This is a genomic window from Arenibacter sp. 6A1 (assembly GCF_012272855.1).
In the GTDB taxonomy this organism is placed as follows: domain Bacteria; phylum Bacteroidota; class Bacteroidia; order Flavobacteriales; family Flavobacteriaceae; genus Arenibacter.
This window is the reverse complement of sequence record NZ_JAAXCQ010000009.1, coordinates 133,833-151,981: the sequence shown is the minus strand read 5'-3', so window position 1 is coordinate 151,981 and position 18,149 is coordinate 133,833. Positions and strand designations below refer to the sequence as shown.

At 40.5% G+C, this 18,149-nt stretch carries 12 protein-coding genes; 4 read left to right on the top strand and 8 right to left on the bottom strand.

All coding sequences use genetic code 11. The annotated features are described in order from the left end of the window. Positions 1–394 precede the first annotated feature (394 nt). Positions 395–649, top strand: a complete 255-nt coding sequence (locus tag HCG49_RS10390; RefSeq protein WP_168469466.1) for a hypothetical protein — start codon at positions 395–397, stop codon at positions 647–649. 434 nt (positions 650–1,083) lie between these two features. Then, positions 1,084–3,153: a M13 family metallopeptidase gene (locus tag HCG49_RS10385; RefSeq protein ID WP_168469465.1), complete on the top strand. Its 2,070-nt coding sequence runs from the start codon at positions 1,084–1,086 to the stop codon at positions 3,151–3,153. 172 nt (positions 3,154–3,325) lie between these two features. Here HCG49_RS10385 and HCG49_RS10380 read toward each other — a convergent pair whose 3' ends face one another. Further along, positions 3,326–5,272, bottom strand: coding sequence for an amylo-alpha-1,6-glucosidase (locus HCG49_RS10380; RefSeq protein WP_168469464.1), 1,947 nt, complete (start codon positions 5,270–5,272; stop codon positions 3,326–3,328). A 1,343-nt stretch (positions 5,273–6,615) separates the two neighbouring features. On the opposite strand from HCG49_RS10380, the gene HCG49_RS10375 reads away from it, so the two are divergent. Beyond that, entirely contained in the window at positions 6,616–8,307 is a 1,692-nt protein-coding gene (locus tag HCG49_RS10375) for a BCCT family transporter (RefSeq protein ID WP_168469463.1), read from the top strand. A 3-nt stretch (positions 8,308–8,310) separates the two neighbouring features. Further along, positions 8,311–9,189, top strand: a complete 879-nt coding sequence (locus tag HCG49_RS10370) for a universal stress protein (RefSeq protein WP_168469462.1) — start codon at positions 8,311–8,313, stop codon at positions 9,187–9,189. Between the two features lie 86 nt (positions 9,190–9,275). On the opposite strand, the gene HCG49_RS10365 is transcribed toward HCG49_RS10370, so the two are convergent. From HCG49_RS10365 to HCG49_RS10335, 7 genes are all read right to left on the bottom strand, one after another. Further along, positions 9,276–9,566, bottom strand: coding sequence for a hypothetical protein (locus HCG49_RS10365; RefSeq protein ID WP_168469461.1), 291 nt, complete (start codon positions 9,564–9,566; stop codon positions 9,276–9,278). 141 nt (positions 9,567–9,707) lie between these two features. After that, positions 9,708–10,439: an MBL fold metallo-hydrolase gene (locus tag HCG49_RS10360; protein WP_168469460.1), complete on the bottom strand. Its 732-nt coding sequence runs from the start codon at positions 10,437–10,439 to the stop codon at positions 9,708–9,710. Positions 10,440–10,677: 238 nt separating this feature from the next. After that, positions 10,678–11,091 carry a dihydrofolate reductase family protein gene (locus tag HCG49_RS10355; protein WP_168469459.1) on the bottom strand — a complete coding sequence of 138 codons (414 nt, stop codon included), beginning with the start codon at positions 11,089–11,091 and terminating at the stop codon, positions 10,678–10,680. Positions 11,092–11,427: 336 nt separating this feature from the next. Beyond that, entirely contained in the window at positions 11,428–11,952 is a 525-nt protein-coding gene (locus HCG49_RS10350; RefSeq protein ID WP_168469458.1) for a GNAT family N-acetyltransferase, read from the bottom strand. Positions 11,953–12,384: 432 nt separating this feature from the next. Next, positions 12,385–14,205: a glycosyl hydrolase family 17 protein gene (locus HCG49_RS10345; protein WP_168469457.1), complete on the bottom strand. Its 1,821-nt coding sequence runs from the start codon at positions 14,203–14,205 to the stop codon at positions 12,385–12,387. A 157-nt stretch (positions 14,206–14,362) separates the two neighbouring features. Continuing rightward, a complete protein-coding gene (locus tag HCG49_RS10340; protein WP_168469456.1) occupies positions 14,363–15,991 on the bottom strand; it encodes a family 16 glycosylhydrolase in 1,629 nt (542 codons plus the stop codon). A 116-nt stretch (positions 15,992–16,107) separates the two neighbouring features. Then, a complete protein-coding gene (locus HCG49_RS10335; RefSeq protein ID WP_205764378.1) occupies positions 16,108–18,147 on the bottom strand; it encodes a hypothetical protein in 2,040 nt (679 codons plus the stop codon). Positions 18,148–18,149: the final 2 nt, after the last annotated feature.

Below are 18,149 nucleotides of genomic sequence, written 5' to 3'. Positions count from 1 at the left end.
TACTTTAATATATAATTTACAAATGTTTAAAAAAGCTAGCAAATATGGGCTTTTTTTAGGTGTTTCAGAAATCCTAAGCAAGGTTTTACACAGATGTTCCCATAGTTAATGGTATTAAAATTGTGATGGGAACAACTCACCTTGTTAAGAGACCCGCTAATTGCAAAAAATAACTAAATAGGCCTGTTGAAGACCGGTCTCTAGTGAAAACCTCCTCCTTATGGTTCCTAATCAATACAGAAAATTAGTTTTCCGTCTCATTAACCAACATTTTTTATCATAAATAAAACCAAAAAAGTAGGAAAATATACATATTGTTCTTTATATTCGCCTCATTCAAAAGAAGCGTTCTTTTAATATCGCAAACAACATATACTTTTAAATCTGCATAGAAATGAAATTATATCATTCCATTTTAGAATTTCTCTACCAAAACCGTGAAAAAGGATTCTTGGGAATTACCCATATTTGCTTGAACCCAAACCTAGCGACCCTGGTGGCCAAAGAAATGAAAGAAGAAGGGGTTATCGAATTAAAGCAACGTAGATTTCAGGGAGAAAACAGAACCTTTAATTTTATATCCCCACCAAGATTGGCCATAACACCTCTTGGCATTGAAAAGTACAAATCTTTATATTTATTAAATTAATCAAACCCTTTGGAACCCCGAGCAATAACCCTAAAACGCTCTAGGGTATAGATATTGTTTACCATTCACCGCTGCTATTTCGGATCAACTCAAAAGCAGTAAAATATCGTCCTTACCTCCGGGTATTTCATATTTCCACAACTTTTTTTATAATGTTTTGGGCGTTCCCTCCTTTGTCGGGCGGGCTCTTGGCTATATCCCTTACGTTGCTGCGGGGATGCCGCCGCCATCCCTAACGCGTATCATCTAACCATTGGGGTTACTTTCTACATTGAGGGTCTGTTCATTTTTTAATGTAGCCACTCCTCCGATGTTACCACTTTATTTCATCCTAGCATTAGCATTTTAATTGCATTTACCTCTAAGATATTCCTTACTTTAGATGCTTAATAATCACTATTTTGTGTGACTATATTAACTAAAACTAATTCAATATGAAGGTCAATTTTTCAAAGCCACTCCTATTAGGGGCATTGGCTATGACTGTTGTTTCGTGTAAATCCGAAAAAAAGGAAACCGCAGCAGTAGACACTATTCCAGGTATAAACCTGAGTCTTATGGATACTACCGTGAGCCCTAAAGACGATTTTTTCAGATACGTAAACGGAAAATGGTTCGATAATACCGAAATCCCTGCCGACAAAACCACCTGGGGCAGCTTTTACGAATTGCGCAAAAAAACCGATCAGGACGTACTCAATATCCTAAGAGAAGCCACCAAGGACCCTAATATAGCCCCTACTTCTGACCAAGCTAAGGCGGTACACTTATACCAGACCATCTTGGATACCGTATCTAGAGATGCCCAAGGAGTACGCCCTTTACAGCCTTATCTGGACAAGATAGAAGCTATTTCGGATATAAAGACGCTTCAGGCATTCCTCATAGAAATGGAGTCTAAGGGAGGTGCTGGTTTCTTCGGTTTTGGAGTAGGTGCCGATGCCAAGGACAGTAACAAAAATGTAGCCAGTATCTGGCCAGGCGCTCTAGGATTGCCAGATCGTGATTATTATGTGGCCGAGGATCAAGATTCAAAGGATATAAAGCAAAAATACCACGCCCATATTAGCCGTATGCTAAAATTCTTGGACTACGACGATGCCAAGGCCGAAAAGGAAGCTGCCCAGATAGTGGCCTTTGAGACCAAATTAGCACAACCAAGACTAGATAAGGTACAAAGAAGAGATCCTAAATTAACCTATAACCCTACCGCGTTAACCGACCTACAAAAGATGGTACCTGTTGTCAATTGGAAAGGGTATTTAGAAGGTATAGGCGCAACCGGTGTCGACACCGTAATCATTTCTCAGCTGGCATATATAAAATCTCTTCAAGGATTATTTAAAGAAAACAATGTCAACGACTGGAAGGCATACCTGCGTTGGACAGCCCTTAACGGAGCTGCCAATTTACTGACGACCGAGATTGAAAAAGCCAATTGGGAGTTTTATAGCAAAACCCTCCGAGGTGCTAAAAAACAAGAACCAAGGGACGAAAGAGCCTTGCAAACCGTCAATTGGATGGTTGGCGAAGCATTGGGGAAACTTTATGTAGACAAAAAATTCCCTGCCGAAGCCAAGGCACAAGCCACTGAAATGATCCAAAACATTATCAAAGCCTATGAAATTAGGATTAAAGCCTTGCCCTGGATGGATGAGGCCACTAAACTAAAAGCAATAGAAAAACTTACAAAAACTACTATTAAGATAGGATATCCCGACCAGTGGAAAGACTATTCCTCCCTAGAGGTGAAAAATGTAGAAGAAGGTGGTTCTTATCTTCAAAACAGCTTAAATATCCACACATGGAACTTTCACAAGGATTTAGAAAAATTAGGAAAACCCGTTGACAAATCCGAATGGTTTATGGCGCCACAGATTGTAAATGCATACTATAATCCGTCGTATAACGAGATTGTGTTCCCTGCCGCCATATTGCAACCGCCGTTCTTTAATTTCACTGCCGATGCTGCCGTAAATTATGGTGGAATTGGCGCTGTAATAGGCCATGAGATATCGCACGGTTTTGATGATAGCGGTGCCAATTACGATGCCGATGGCAATTTGGTAAATTGGTGGACAGAAAAAGACTTGGAACAATTTAACAGCCTTGGCAATTCTCTGGCAGACCAATACAGCAAAATAGAAGTATTGCCCAACACCTTTATTAACGGCAAGTTTACCTTGGGTGAAAACATAGGCGATCTCGGTGGGGTAAATGCCGCGTATGATGGCCTGCAAATGTACCTGCAAGAACATGGGAACCCAGGGCCGATTGACGGCTTTACCCCAGAACAACGGTTCTTTATGTCATGGTCCACCGTTTTTAGAACTAAAATCAGGGACGAAGCATTGGCCAATCAAATAAAAACCGATCCACACTCCCCAGGGAAAAATAGGGCTACACAACCATTGGTCAATATCGATGCGTTTTACGATGCCTTTAATATCAAGGAAGGCGATGCCATGTATCTGGCGCCAGAACAGCGCATTAAGATTTGGTAATTGAAACTAACTTTAAACAAGAAAACGAGCTTGCCCTAAAAACGCAAGCTCGTTTTGTATAAAAAAAGCATCCCTTTCCCCCTAAAAGACTCATGCTACCTTAGTGTTATTGACTTCTTTCCTATAAAATGTAATTTTTCTTCAGCCTTCCTTAGCTAGTACCTAGCCTTACTCACATTTCACCCTCCCCGTCTTCATAAAGTTTATACTCCGCATAGAGCTTGACCAAAGCCGAGACAGACCACGCCTGTTGTATACACCCTTTTCCCTTACCAGGGTTTAAACCGTCGAAAATCTCCGAAATACCATGTAAGCCGTCGCGATGGTAAAAGTGATCTTTTAAATGATTAAGTTCCTTCAACACCCTTGCTCGGTTTTTTTTAGAATTACCATAAATCCTAAAAAAACAATGGTAATACTCATAGAGCAAAAATGGCCAAACGGTTCCCTGGTGATAGGAATGGTCGCGCGACCACTGCCCCCCTGTATACTGTCCTATAAAATTAGGATCCTCAACATCAAGTGTCCGTAGTCCATATGGGGTATACAATTTTTTTCGAACGGCATCGAAGACTGTCTTTTGCTGATCGCGATCCAATAAAGGAAAAGGCAGACTTATGGCGAAGAGCTGATTTGGACGAAAACTAGTATCGTAGGATTCTCCAGGGATGATCACATCGTATAACGTTCCTTCATCGGTCGTGAACATCTTTGGGAAATTCACTTCCAACTTCTCAATAAGGTCCTTGTATTTTTGGGCGACCGTTATCTGAAGTTCCTTGCAAAAACATATATATATTTTCAGGGCATTATACCAAAGGGCATTCACCTCAACCGGACAACCGATCCGTGGCGTTATCACTTTTTCGTCTACCAGGGCATCCATCCATGTCAGCTGCACTCCCTCCTGCCCTCCGTACAAAAAACCTTCTTCAGTAACATGAATATTGTATCGGGTTCCTTGTATGTGGTGCTCTAAGATCTCTTCTAGGGCCTTGAAGTGCTTTTTCACGAATTCGATATCGCCAAATCTTTTAAAGTACTCGTAAACCGCTATAAATAGCCAAAAAGTGGCATCCATAGCATTGTAATGAGGATCAACATCAGCTTTATCGGAAAAACGATCGGGAATCATCCCTTGGTCTATTTCTTTTAAAAAAGTCGTTAATATAGATTTTGAAATCCCTTTTCGCCCTGTTGCAATGGTAAGGCCACGCATTGCGATCATGGAATCGCGTCCCCAATCTGCAAACCAATGGTAGCCGGCAATGATAGATGTGCTTTGGGTAGAGGCTCGATGTACCAAAAACTGGTCTCCAGCCCGTAACAGGTCGTTATAAAAAGTAGCGGTCGATTTCGAGGGTTTTCGGGATGCAGTGCGCCTCTGTTCCTCCCATAGATGGTCGAGGGTGCTTTGAGGGCGATTTTCATCTAGGGAAAAACATAACAGCAGTTCTTCATTGGGTTTTAGTTCCTTTTTCAGATAACCAATATGGTAATAATCGTTATGACAACTAAGTCCGCGTTGCTGGGATTTGGGCAAATGAATATTCTTGTACCAGCTGCGGTCTTCAACAAAGACCCCAGAGGTCCAACTCGTAAATAAAGCGGGACTGCCTTTAGAGGCATGGGTTTTTAAGTGTTCTGGAGAAAATTCCGTGTAAAAATCAAAGGCGCTGCTTTCCCGAAAAATGGCGTGATAATCCGAAAAAACATACAAAGGGTGAACTTCTAGAACAAAAGTTTCCTTGCCAGTGTTTTTATAGTGCACCAAAGTAGTATTGCTGCCAGCCACCATAGAGATGCTTTTCTCTATTTGCCAGTTTTGGTCCCCATATCGCCAATGAGGCAACGGCTTCGCCTTAAATTCGCTCATATAATCAATCCCGTGAGGATAGATAACTTCTGGATAGAAATTAGTGGAAAGCAGTATACTTTTGCCATTGACCACTATCGTTTCCTCTACTTTGCCCACTAATATCTTTCGCCCGGTAGGAGGCGTTAATGATGCCACTAACAACCCATGGTAGTGCCTGGTATTGGCATTGCTTACCGTACTGGAAGCATACCCGCCAAGCCCATTGGTGATCAACCACTCCTTTTCAAACAATTCATTCATAGTAGCAGTGTTTATTAATTATAACAGCAACTTAGATCGACCCACCATTTTAATCAAATCCTTAAATTGCCAAGCACAATTACCATGAAAGTACTTCTGATTTAAGATAAGAACTTTAACCCTAAAAACGCAATTCTTCTTGCAAAATTCAGGAAATACAATATCGTCATTACACTTTTTATGTAACTAGTATTACTATTAACCACCGCCAAAAATCCCAGTAAAAACATAAACCTTTAGATTACACAACAAGACTTATCTATCTGCACTACATATCATTACACGAATTAAAAACACTTAAAAAGAAGCTCTTTTAAAAAACACTTTATTTCTATAAAACATCTGATCATAAATGAATTAAAAGAGCTTAGCTATAGAACAATTCCAGAGTGACGATCTATTCGGTGGGAATAATTTGAAAGCAACCAAAAAACAAACTATAATGCTCAATATTTCCATAGGCAATCAAACTAAATGAGGTAAAATATGACTTTAAAAAACAAAAAACATACAAGCTATATATAGAAATACACTCAGGAAATTAATTAAACCAACACTTGCAATAACAACACTCAACATGTTGATATTAATTTATTTAAAAAATAAAAACACACAACTATAGTTAAAATCTATGGTGAAGAAAGGAGAGAAATAACCTAATTACTGCCCGTGAGGATAAAGTATACTGCCTATAAAATCAATTCTCACTTAAGAAACAATTTCAATGCCTCAGTTTACTAACAACTTATTTTAAGCAATAAGAAATAACGAGGCCAAAGATAGTTTGTTTTCCTGAACTAAAGCCAATTTATTACAACGATGTTCACCTAACAACAAGGCGTGATTACCCCTTATAATGTTGATGGTTTCCAAATATTCTTTAGAGAATTTAGAACAGCATTCTTTAAAGTCTTATCAATTAACCCTTTACCGTTCGATTGTTTTTTGTTATTTTTGCCGTTGGGTCCACTTAGTGATAAAAAATAACGCGGCACCTAGGAAACTTTTACTGTTTCCTTATGTATGTTCTCAGTGATTAAAATTACGATTAGCTAGCGCATTTTTCTCATTAAGTTATCGCCCAACATACATTTACAAAGTAATTTTATTAAAAAAACACCTTATGCAAATTAGTAACTTCAGGCTAACTGAAGCCAAAAACATTCCGCTTTTTTTCATCTCTTGTCTATCTCGTTCCAGGCAACAAAAAAGGCGTTCTCTTTCATATTCTCCCCTCTATCACCGCGACTCCTAAACTCAACTTTCCTGAGTTATTTTACAATCCTTTCTTCTTTAACGGAAGATAAGGACTTTACTTATTTCACTAAAATCATTAAAAACTTATGTCTATAAAAGTTACTAGAAAAGTTAGTAGAAAAGAAAAATCTTCTACGTTTTTAGGGTTGGTAGTCAATAAAACGGTCTTTATTGCGGCAACAGCGGTCCTCATCGCTAGCGTCGTGTTCACCCTTATTTTTAAGGAGCAGGCAGATTATTATTTTGCTATAGCCCAGAGCAATGTCTCCGCACATGGCGGTTGGATATATACCTTCTCGGTCAACCTATTTATAATATTTTGCCTTTATATGGCCTTTGGCCGCTTCGGGAATATCCGTATCGGTGGCGAGAAGGCCAAACCCGAATTTAGTTTATGGGCTTGGTTTGCCATGTTGTTCAGCGCCGGTATTGGTAACGGTTTGGTACTTTTCAGTATTGCCGACCCTGTGAGAGACTTTCTAAACCCTCCCCGACTCGCTGGGCAAGATCCTGCCCTTATTGCGCAAGAGGCCATTAATTTCTCCTTTTTACACCATGGAATTCATGGTTGGGCAATATATTCGGTAGTGGGACTCTCCTTAGCGTATTTTACCTTTAACAGAAAAATGCCGCTCACCTTACGGTCTGCCTTCTACCCTATTTTAGGGAATAGAATTTATGGTTGGATGGGCGATGTTATCGATATCATGGCCGTAATTACTACTCTTTTTGGTCTAGCAACTACCATTGGGTTCGGAGTAGGACAGATTAACTCGGGCCTTACCCATGTATTTGGTATTCCCAGCTCATTGTCCTACCAGGTCATTATCATTGTTGCCGTAACCATTGCAGCCACCATTTCGGCTTTTAGCGGTGTAAACAAAGGGGTTAAAATATTGAGTGAACTCAATGTGCGCGTTGCCTCCATTATCTTTTTATTGGTCCTTATCCTAGGTCCAACGACCTTTATTCTAAAGTCTTATATCCAAAATATCGGTAGTTATCTTATTCACTTTGTGGACATGGCCACTTGGACAGAGTCTCTTAGGGAAACCGATTGGCAAAAAACAAGAACCATCATGTATTGGGGATGGTGGATTTCATGGTCTCCATTTGTAGGTACTTTTATTGCTAGAGTTTCTAAAGGTAGAACCATCAAGGAGTTTATCCTTTGTGTGTTAATATTACCGGCCTTGGTTACCTTTCTTTGGTTTACAGCCTTTGGAGGTACTACCATGCGCGACATTCTTCTAGGAGATACTGCCTTAATTGCTGCAGTCAACGACAATATCTCTACCGCACTTTATGTCTTTTTTGATAAGTTCCCACTAGCTATAGTACTAAAGATACTTGGGCTTATTCTCATTAGTAGTTTTATAATTACTTCTGCAGATTCGGGTGCCTTGGTTGTAGATAGTATCACCTCTGGAGGGAAATTAAAAACACCTCCCTTCCAAAGGGTAATATGGGCTATTGCCACCGGAGTTATTGCTGCGGTTCTGATGTATGGAGGCGGACTAAATGCCTTACAAACAGCAGTGACCATCTCTGGACTCCCTTTTGCGATATTACTCGTGATGATGTGCTTTTCCCTCTATTCAGGAATAAAAGAAGACTTTCAAAAGTCTGAACGCGAGAAGAAGCTCATCGAAAAAGAAGCCTATCGTAAAAACATCCTGCTACTGGTAAACAAAGAACGAGAAGAGCGAAAAACAAAATCTTCAGAAATCTACGCAGAAGAAACTTTCACAGAAGAAACCCTAACCGATAACAAATAAGGTATGACAAAGATTTTAAGCTTAGACAAAGAACTAAGTCTAATGGTTGCTTTAGATTTAACGAAAATGGATCCTATCCTACTGCGTTACGTCAGCTTCCTATGTCGTGTATGGAAAATAAAACATTTATATTTTACGCATAATATAAAGCAATCGCAACTCTATAACCTTTATGAAGATTTCCTAAAAGACGGTATTACTATCGAAGACATAGTAGGGCGAGAATTAGAACGCTCTATTGAGGTAAACTATACCGGGACTGCTCCCCATTCGCTTTTGATCAGTTCGGATAATTACACCGAAAGTGTCCTGACCGAACTTGCACAAGAATACAATATCGATGTTGTAGTAACCGGCAATAAAGACGAACTGCAGGGAACGGGAGCATTGACACAAAAACTAGTGCGAATGCTTGAGTCTAATTTGTTGTTGGTGCCCGAGGAAACAAAACACCATTTAAACAAAGTTTTGATCCCTACCGATTTCAGTGCTGATTCTGCCAAATCATTCTTGGCTGCCAGAAGCATTGTAGAAAGCACCAAAGGGGAAGTGGTAGCACTGCACGTCTACAACATCCCATCTTTCTTTTTTCCATATATCGACACTCAAAAAGCTATAGATAAAACGAAAAAGCATTTACACCATAAGTTTGAACAATTTAGCAAAAAACACCGTTTGCCAAATTATGTGCGTTTTCAACATATAGACAGAGAAGAGCTCTCTGTAGTAGATGTAATAGAGCAACAGGCCGAAAAGGACGACTTTGATATTGTGGTTCTTTCCGCAAGAGGAGGAAATAATTTCACTTCTCTTTTTATCGGAAGCATTACCAACGATTTATTGCTGAGAAATAGAAACATGCCACTGTTAGTAATCATATAACACAAGAAAAGGCTTTGCTGGTAGCAAAGCCTTTTTTTTTATAATGCTATGTCCAAATCAACCTCAAATCCTAAGGTCTATCTTCCCTAATTTTGATCCAATTCGATGTTCATACCACCAAATCTTTTTGCTATTAAATTATAAAGTAATGCTTCGACTATCCCTATTAGAAAACCGACAATCGCAAACATAATTGGCTGCACTACTAATGCTACATATGCGAGCGCGGTACCATAATTCACAGACCCAGTGCTTATTATATCATAGACAGTTCCTCCGAATGAGTATATGATTCCGGTAATCATTCCCAAAGGCGCCATTAAAACAGCCTGGAATTTTGCCAATGCAAGCACATTTATTTTTTTTAATCTAGCCATAATTCATCGAAGCATTTTTCTGATTTTTAAAACGACTGTCGACCATTTTATTGACCTAAAAGACAATTCAATCATTTTTTATTTTGATGCCCCCCATTCCTTGGTGATTTGTATAAACGATCCTTATCTTTTTGAGCTATCCTACCTACTTTTATCGCCCCAAAGGTCTTTCATCACTCCATTTAAATCTCTCAGTGCCTGGCTACAGTCCCCATAAAATGAAGAACCATGCATAGTCGCCAGTGTTTTTGGTTTTAGATCTGCCAAGGAATAAAGAATTTTTGACGTTTGATGGGTATAGGGCGTATATTCCATTAAAGGGCCTTGTTCATACTCGAGCATCGATTTTCTATGAGGTTCCAAAATGTCTTTATCCGTAATATCGGCCACATTGCCATTTTGATGAAATAAATCCGAACACAACAAGGTTCCGTTAGTTTCTTCGAACAGCACCCCAGCATCCCAACCATGTGGCAAATGAGGTGTTCTAATAAATCGATATTTATGTTTCCCTGTGTTTAAAATTGCATTTCCGGACATGGCATGGGCCGGTCTTATCGCAAAATCGCCCATATTAACGATAGCACCCGCTTCAGAACAAACAGCTTTGGCATGGGGAGCAACCTGTAGCCATTCGTTAAGTGCCCCGCACTCATCTACTTCAAAATGACTAAATCCGATCCACATAAGCTTGGAGGGATCAATAATTTTTCGAACAGCTTCGAGTACCACCGGAAACATATTCCGCATGCCGGCATGATATAACATAGGCTCATCGTCCAGGAGTAAGAAATGGTTGAATTGTAAGTTAAAATCTTTGACAAATACCGATATCCGATAGCAATCTGGGGCTATTTCTGAAACTTTGATCATTGGAGTAGCGTTTTAATAATGAATAAAAATTAAATTTTTCCAATTGTGACAACCTAAGATAAAGTGGGGGATAAAAATGGTATGCAGGAAAAACGGTAAGCACATACCGTAGCGGTTAAACACCTATTATAAATATAACCATTATACACTAACTATCAGCACACTAGATAATAAAATCCATAATGCCCTATTATTTTTTTATAAGCTTCCCAAACGGACTTGAGTTTACTATTGGATGCTACTTCCTTTTTCCTTTATAAGAACTTTGTACTATTTGATATAGAAAAACTTCTGAACTTAGATGTTCAAATACGAGAGATCTAGGGATTTCTCCAAACAGGGGAATACCTTCTCCCAATACAATAGGGATGGTGGTTATTATTAATTCATCGATTAAATCTTCTTTTAAAAAACTCTGAATGGTTAGACCCCCATCGATATACAGGTTTTTGTACCCCTTTTCATGGATCGATTTCAATATCGCCGGCAATGTCCCTTTTACAAGAATTGCTTTTTCATGATATGGGGCTGGAATGGAGACCATCGTTGTACTGAGGACAAAGACGGGCTTGCTAAAAGGCCATTCCCCTTCAAAACTACAAACCGTTTCAAAGGTGTTTCTTCCCATGACAATTGCATCTATCCCCGCCATGAATTTTACAAACCCCAAGTCCGAACCCTCAGGGTTTGGAATGATCTCTAACCAGTCTAATTCTCCTTGTTTGCTAGCAATTTACCCCTGAATTCAGAAAAAAAAGCCAAAGACCTTCTTTAATCTATGGCCGACCGGCTTTGTTTTTACCAGCACTTCCTTTTTTAGTAAAGTGATTTACAATCGTCATATCAAATATCATATAATGGCCAGATTTAAAATTCTCCCCTTGTAGAAACCACGCTATTCACCACGTTCAGCAGGATATTTACCCATTACTCATCTAAGCTTCTGCCATGCCTGAATACAATCGTGAATTGCCGTTTTTAAAACAAGTTATATAGCTAATCTAAACCCATATACAGGAAGCTCTCCTTGCATAAAATCGATCTCTTTACATCTCAAAAAACCCAATCCTTCGTACATCTTCCTTGCAATTTTCATGGATTCGGTAGAGTGTATATAAAGCTGATCATGGTTCATTTTTTTCGCTCGCTGAATGCACTCCCTACAGAGCATTTTCCCTATTCCTTTTCCTCTTGTCGACGTGTCGACCGCCAATAATCTAAATCCGGAAGCATTTTTTATGGCTGTTGCTGTGCCTCCCGAACCATAATTTTCCATGTCACTAAAATATACCACGGCCCCGACCACTTTATTGGTATCTGAAACAGCAACTATTAGTGCCGTATTTTCCTTTTCGGTGAGTTTTCCAACATTTAAGAGTTTTTTATAATACGCTGGCTGTTCCGATTCTTTCGGAAAACCTTCTAATTGAGAGTACACCTTTACTAATAATTTTCCGATATCGTCAAATTCTTCGGGCCTAGCATTTCTTATTTCAAGTCGTTCGATACTCATTTTGACACTTACTTTTATTGGTGATATTCGGTTAGCCCTTCTCTAAGCAATATTTAGTAGCTGCTTTTTTACTTGAATAAAAATCTAAAAAATTGGGCCATTATCCTATTCCTATACCGAAAAAATATACATATACCAGCAGCTTTTAATTTATGGACGTTGTTGGTATTCTTAAATCGTTTAACGCATATACCAATGGCCTCATTTTTCCAATGCCCCGCGTTAGGGATCGCAGCGGCATCCCCGCAGCGGAGCAAGGGATACAGCGTAGCGCCCGCCCGACGAAGGAGGGAACGCCCAAAAACACAAACAAATGACGGCACCGAAAGGCGAGCTCCTCCGGATACTTAGGCAAAGAAGGAATTGAATTATAATGGTTGTTTCGCTATTTCTAAGAAAGCCCCCGCTTAAGCATGAGCTCACCGCTTACTACTATCTTGAATAAAAGATGTTTTTGATAAAAATTTTCTTCCCATCAAAATCATGATCTCCCCTAAAAAAAAGCAATGCCGTAACATTGGTCATCGCATCTTTCTCTACCAATTTTGAAATTGGAACAGCAAATTTCGTCCATTCTTCCGCTAACCTATATGTATCATCCTGTCCAAAAGTGATATAGTTATTCACCAAATTTCCTTGGGAAAAAGCACCTGTCTGAAAGCCGAGCTTGAAAGAGGATTTAGTAGTGCCCATTATTTCAAAATTTAAAGTGCCATCTTTAAAGTTTGATAAATTTTCTCCCCTACCGACAGTTTTTAATTCTAAGGCACATCCCCACCAATACCCTATTCCGGTATCTATCTCTATGATACCTTCCTTGTTCATTCTTATTTCGCAGCTACCTTCCCAAGAATTCAACTTAATTTTTGAACTGGGGAAGGTAGCGTTAGGCGCATCATTCGGTGACCAGGATTCGTGTATAATTACGTAATTATCCTCCTTTATTCGATCCCCGGTCTGGTAAAAATCATTCACTGTTGTAATCTCCAACACTCCCATTTCGCTAGCTAAAGGCGGTAACAACACCTCTGTCATTAAGGCAGAGGCATCTCCATTATAGGTTTTGGTGATGGGCAACCCATTTCTGGTCAACCCATTAAACACACCTTGATCAACTTCTTTCCACAAGGCATATTTTGCTTCTCCATTTTGGTTTATAAGCCCAAAATGATTTTCCGACCCTTTAACATTGCTTGGGTCTTTCCATTGTTCATCAAAGGCTTCAAAATAAAAACAGGATATCCCTGCAGCATCGGTCCAGCTCCGTATATGCTCATAATACAATTTCATTTTGTATTCATCTGCAGCTCGGGAACCCGTGTTACCATAGAAGGTACTCGCTTTGCCGGCCCAGCCCGTTTCCCCTATATGAATTGGTTTGTCGATACCTAAACTTGTGATATAATCGGCGCAGGATTGGTACTGACTCTTTGCGTGTTCTACAGCCCGAAGCATAGCTGCTTCCAATTTCTGGACATCGGATAAATTTTCTTCTTTCTCTGGTACCCCCCAAAATTGTGGGTCGTAATACGTATCATGAAAAGGAGAGGTATGAAGGGATACAAAATCTACGGCTAGGAGTAGATTTTCCAGGTCTTTTGAATGATAGCTTTTATCGCCTCCACCCCAAGATTCGTAATTATCAGAACTGGTAATCAAGATATCGGCCGGAAGTCCGCCCGATTTTTTAAAGGCCTGTAAATGATTTACCCAATTTAAAATAATCTTGGGGACCACAAAATAATTCCCTGCCCACTGCACCATAGCCTCATTGCCCACCGCGATCATTTTAACAATTCCGGGATAGGAATTGGCCAATGCTATAGCGGCTTCAATCTCAGCGGTATTGTTTTCAATATTTTCGGCAGCGTGATTCGGGTATCGGGTCCATGCCGCTTCGCATTCTATCCAAGCCCCTAACATTACATACATTTCAAAGCTAGGATCTTCTTCCTGCAATTCTTTGATAGCTTTGAGAAGGTTGGCGGCTTCACCATATTGCTGGGTATTATAGGTTCGCAGTAGCTTTGTACCCATTGCCGATAAGAGCCTCATATCGTCTTTTAATTCGGCAACAGTTGGCACTGTATCGCGAGTTTTATGTCGGTAACCTCCGTAAGAAAACGCCCTATATTCCGGATTTCCCAAAATATCTTTCGCAGCTTTATCGGGTACTTCTTTACGAGTCTCCCAACAACCACCCAGCATCAGTACTATAACGATGTACCCCACTAACCTTATTCCATATTTCATCTCCCTATCATTATAAAAACCTGGTTTTAAAAAAACATCAAAGCACCACATAAGCCACAAGGCCATTTATCCGGGTTATTCCTTTAACAATGGATACTAAAAAGGCTAGTACGCGACTAGCCTTTTCTTCTTTACCCAATACTCACCTATAAAGAGATTATTGGTATACCCTTACATAATCTATTTCCATCACCGATTCTGAAAAAGCAGCATCAATGTCACCTCCCAAGTTTCCGCCCATGGCCACATTCAGAATAATAAACTGATCTGCGTTGAAGGGCCAGGTATTGGCATCTTTGGTTTCGGGTTTATAGGTATAATAGAGTTCATCATCTACTAAAAAAGATATCTCATCTTCGGACCAGTTCACGGAATAGACGTGGAATTCCGAAGCAACGTTATTCAGCGTTTTACTACCGATATTTACCGTTGCCCCACTACTCGATGGCGTATGTATTGCTGCTTGAACCACATTTGGGTTATTGCCAACATGCTCCATAATATCTATTTCCCCTGTTGCGGGCCATCCTACGGTATCAAAATTAGCGCCCAGCATCCAAATAGCAGGCCAAGTACCGCCCCCTTCGGGAAGTTTTGCCCTTACATCGACCCTACCATAGGTAAAACCAAACAGGCCTTGGGTTTTTATTCGGGCCGAAGTATAATCACTTCCTTCATAGCTTTCTGCCTTGGCCGTAATTTTTAACGAGCCATCTTCTACCACTACATTATCAGCACGTTTAGTATAAAATTGAGATTCGCCATTGCCCCATCCATTATCCCCTACACCTTCATCGTAGGTCCATTTAGCCGGATTTGGTGCGCCATTGGCATCAAATTCATCGGACCATATTAAATTGGTATAGTTTACGTCTACCTCATTATCTGCGGCTTCCTCTTCGGTAGTTAGCACAAACCACCAATCAAATTCATTATTCCAATCCGTTGTCCTTAGGACCATTTCATTCGCGGAGCGTCTAAAGATTTCGTATTGGTGCGACCCTCCGATATAGAAGCCTATAAATCCTATCCCAGATAAGCTCAAGGTCTCTACACCACCAGGTGCAGAAAGTGACCAATTAGCACTGTAATCATCAAGGGGGTAGTTCTCATATTCCTGACAGCAATCGTTGGGAGTGTCCTCGTTAGTAGGCCCTAAATCAACATCTATAATTGCGGCCTTTCCAAATATAGTTCCCTGGGTTTTATGGGTAAAAGTACCGTCGGCGTTAAAAATAAAACGATCATCGTACATTCCGGTAACAGCCTTATCAAATGCGGGTGCAGAGAACCACTCGGCAATTATAGAGCCTCCTACAGGTCCCAATCCAAAGTGTCCTGCCGCTTCAGCTTTAATTCTCCATTCCCTAGAACTGTTGGCCGTTAGCATGGTCAACAGGTCGGCAGGAGGTTCGTATAAGGCTAATACTTCCACCTCAACGGAAGCACTGGAAGACAGGCCACCGGTACCAATGGCCACCACGGTAACCGTATAAGTATGTAGTCCCGTATTGGAGAAATTATAGGTCTTTGCCCCTGAAGGAGAGGCCACTACTTCATCGTTATAGACAAATTGGTAGCTTAAGGCATTATCTGCTTCGGCGCTAAAATGTACCGTACCACTGCCATCCCCATAAGGGTTATCTGCATCCGTACCCACGATTGATGCTGTTATTAAAATGTTTGACGGAGCTATTATCTCCCCTACCGATATGTCCTCTTCCTGGCAACTATAACACCCAAGGGAGAGTAAGAGAAATATCGAACTATAGATTATATGTTTCATGTGTAGCGATTTATTATATTTTTAACGGTCCTATGTAATTCCCATGGCTATATTCGTATTTGCGACCAGTTTTGGGCCATGTTCATTTCATTATATCATTTTAAAATTTTGACTTATTATTTTTGCTCAATGTCATCGATATAAATGGTAAAATTAGCGGAGCCATCCCCTACAGTTCCATTATCCATGATCAGCACTAGATTGGTAAAATCTACGGATGTGCTAATTCCCGAAAAATCGAAGGTCAATTCCTCCCACTGTCCAGAAACGGTAGTGGTGGCCGTTACCTCAGCAGAAGCGATGGTGTTTGGCCATGGGGTAGCATCCTCAAATTTCATAAGCAGGTTCAACCCTACTCTAGGTGACCATACTTTTACCGTTACGCTGGTAGAAGATGAGAACGAAAAGGGTTCGGGGACCGTTATTTTGGACCCTGTCCATGGCTGTCCGGCCCCTTTCACCATTTGCGCTACCATTTCCGAAGTGTTTCCATTGGTATCCGGATTGGCAATAATAGAAATATCGCCGCCATCAAAACTACTTAGCGCTTGTTGTGGCTCAAAGTCCAGAAAAGATTCAACTGATATATCATCTACAAAAACGGTAAAGTTCTCCGATCCATCTCCCACTGTTCCATTATCCATGATCAGCACCAGGTTATAAAAATCGACTTCGGTACTAATGCCGGAAAAATCGAAGCTCAGTTCCTCCCACTGTCCAGAAGCAGTGGTAGTAGCCGTTACTTCTGCAGAAGCTACGGTATTTGGCCAGGGAGTATCATCCTCAAATTTCATCAAAAGGTTCAATCCGGCCCTAGGCGACCATACTTTTAGGGTAACTGTTGTTTCGTTTATAAAGGAGAACGGGGTTGGAACAGTTATTTTAGATCCTGCCCAAGGCTGCCCTGCCCCTTTTACCAATTGTGCCACCATACCTGACGTATTGCCATTGGTATCCGGATTGGTGATAATAGCCATATCGCCCCCATCAAAAGAACTCAATGTATACGGAACCTCAAAAGTAATCGGGGTTACACTGCTTTCTCCTCCTGTAGATGCCCTATAGAAGTATATATTATCTATAAATACTGTTCCACTAGCCCATGGCTCCCCAACAAATTTCAATTGATGGATATCGGCAACGGTAAGACCTTGATCAGTAAAGGAGGAAATAGGGATATTAATACTGGTCCATTGACCTGCGGTAAGATCGGTCCATACCGGTTTCTCACCGTTGCTCACACTGATCAGTGACGTTTCTATTCTAGTTACATCGGAGGTCCACACATCCATATGAATATATTCCATGGCACTTACATCTACTGCGGCTCCAAACTGAATGCCTTGATAACTTAAGTTGATATACTGTAGCATGGCATCTCCTTCCAAATCAAAAGTTGCCCAACTACTACCTTGGCCTCCTTGGCCCCAATCTGGGAAATAATCGGCCCCGGTCTCATCGGAATAAACACTGCTGAAAATTGAAATAACATCTTGCGAGGCTCGTCTAGGTGGTTTGGGTGCCGAAGCTATAGGTTGTACAATTTCCGTAACTAAAAATTCTTCGGTATATTCTGTGGTAGCAATTGCACCACCCTTGGCCACCACCTTCACGGTATAGGTCCCAGGTTCCCGATATATAAAGGAAGCTGTTTCGCCAATATTCGCCGATACCGGCTCATCGGCACCTTCCTCTCCAAAATAAACATCAAAGGAGGTCGCATATTCTGCGGTAGCCGTTACATTTACTTTTTTGGATACTGCTGCGTCATTCGATATAGTAGCTACCAAATTTTCAGGAGCCTTAAAGGAAACCACCAAATCTTGCGTGACTTCCGTTTTTAAGCCTGTTAGGCCCTTACCCACTATTTTTACCGAATAACTACCTTCTGCATAGGTGTGACTGATATTCCCGCCTGGCTTAGTATTTGCCGGTTCTGTAGTCTCGTCCCCAAAATAGATATCGAAAGACACTGCTCCTTCTCCGTTCGGAGTAATCGTTACCGTTCCAGAGTTATCTTGTGAAATGGCAAATAGGGCCGAAATATTGGAGGGAGGAACAACAGTATCCAAAAAATCGATACTATCATCCCGGGTACAGTTAAAAAAGAACAATACCATGAGGCTAATGCCAAATATATATTTTAATGTTTTCATCT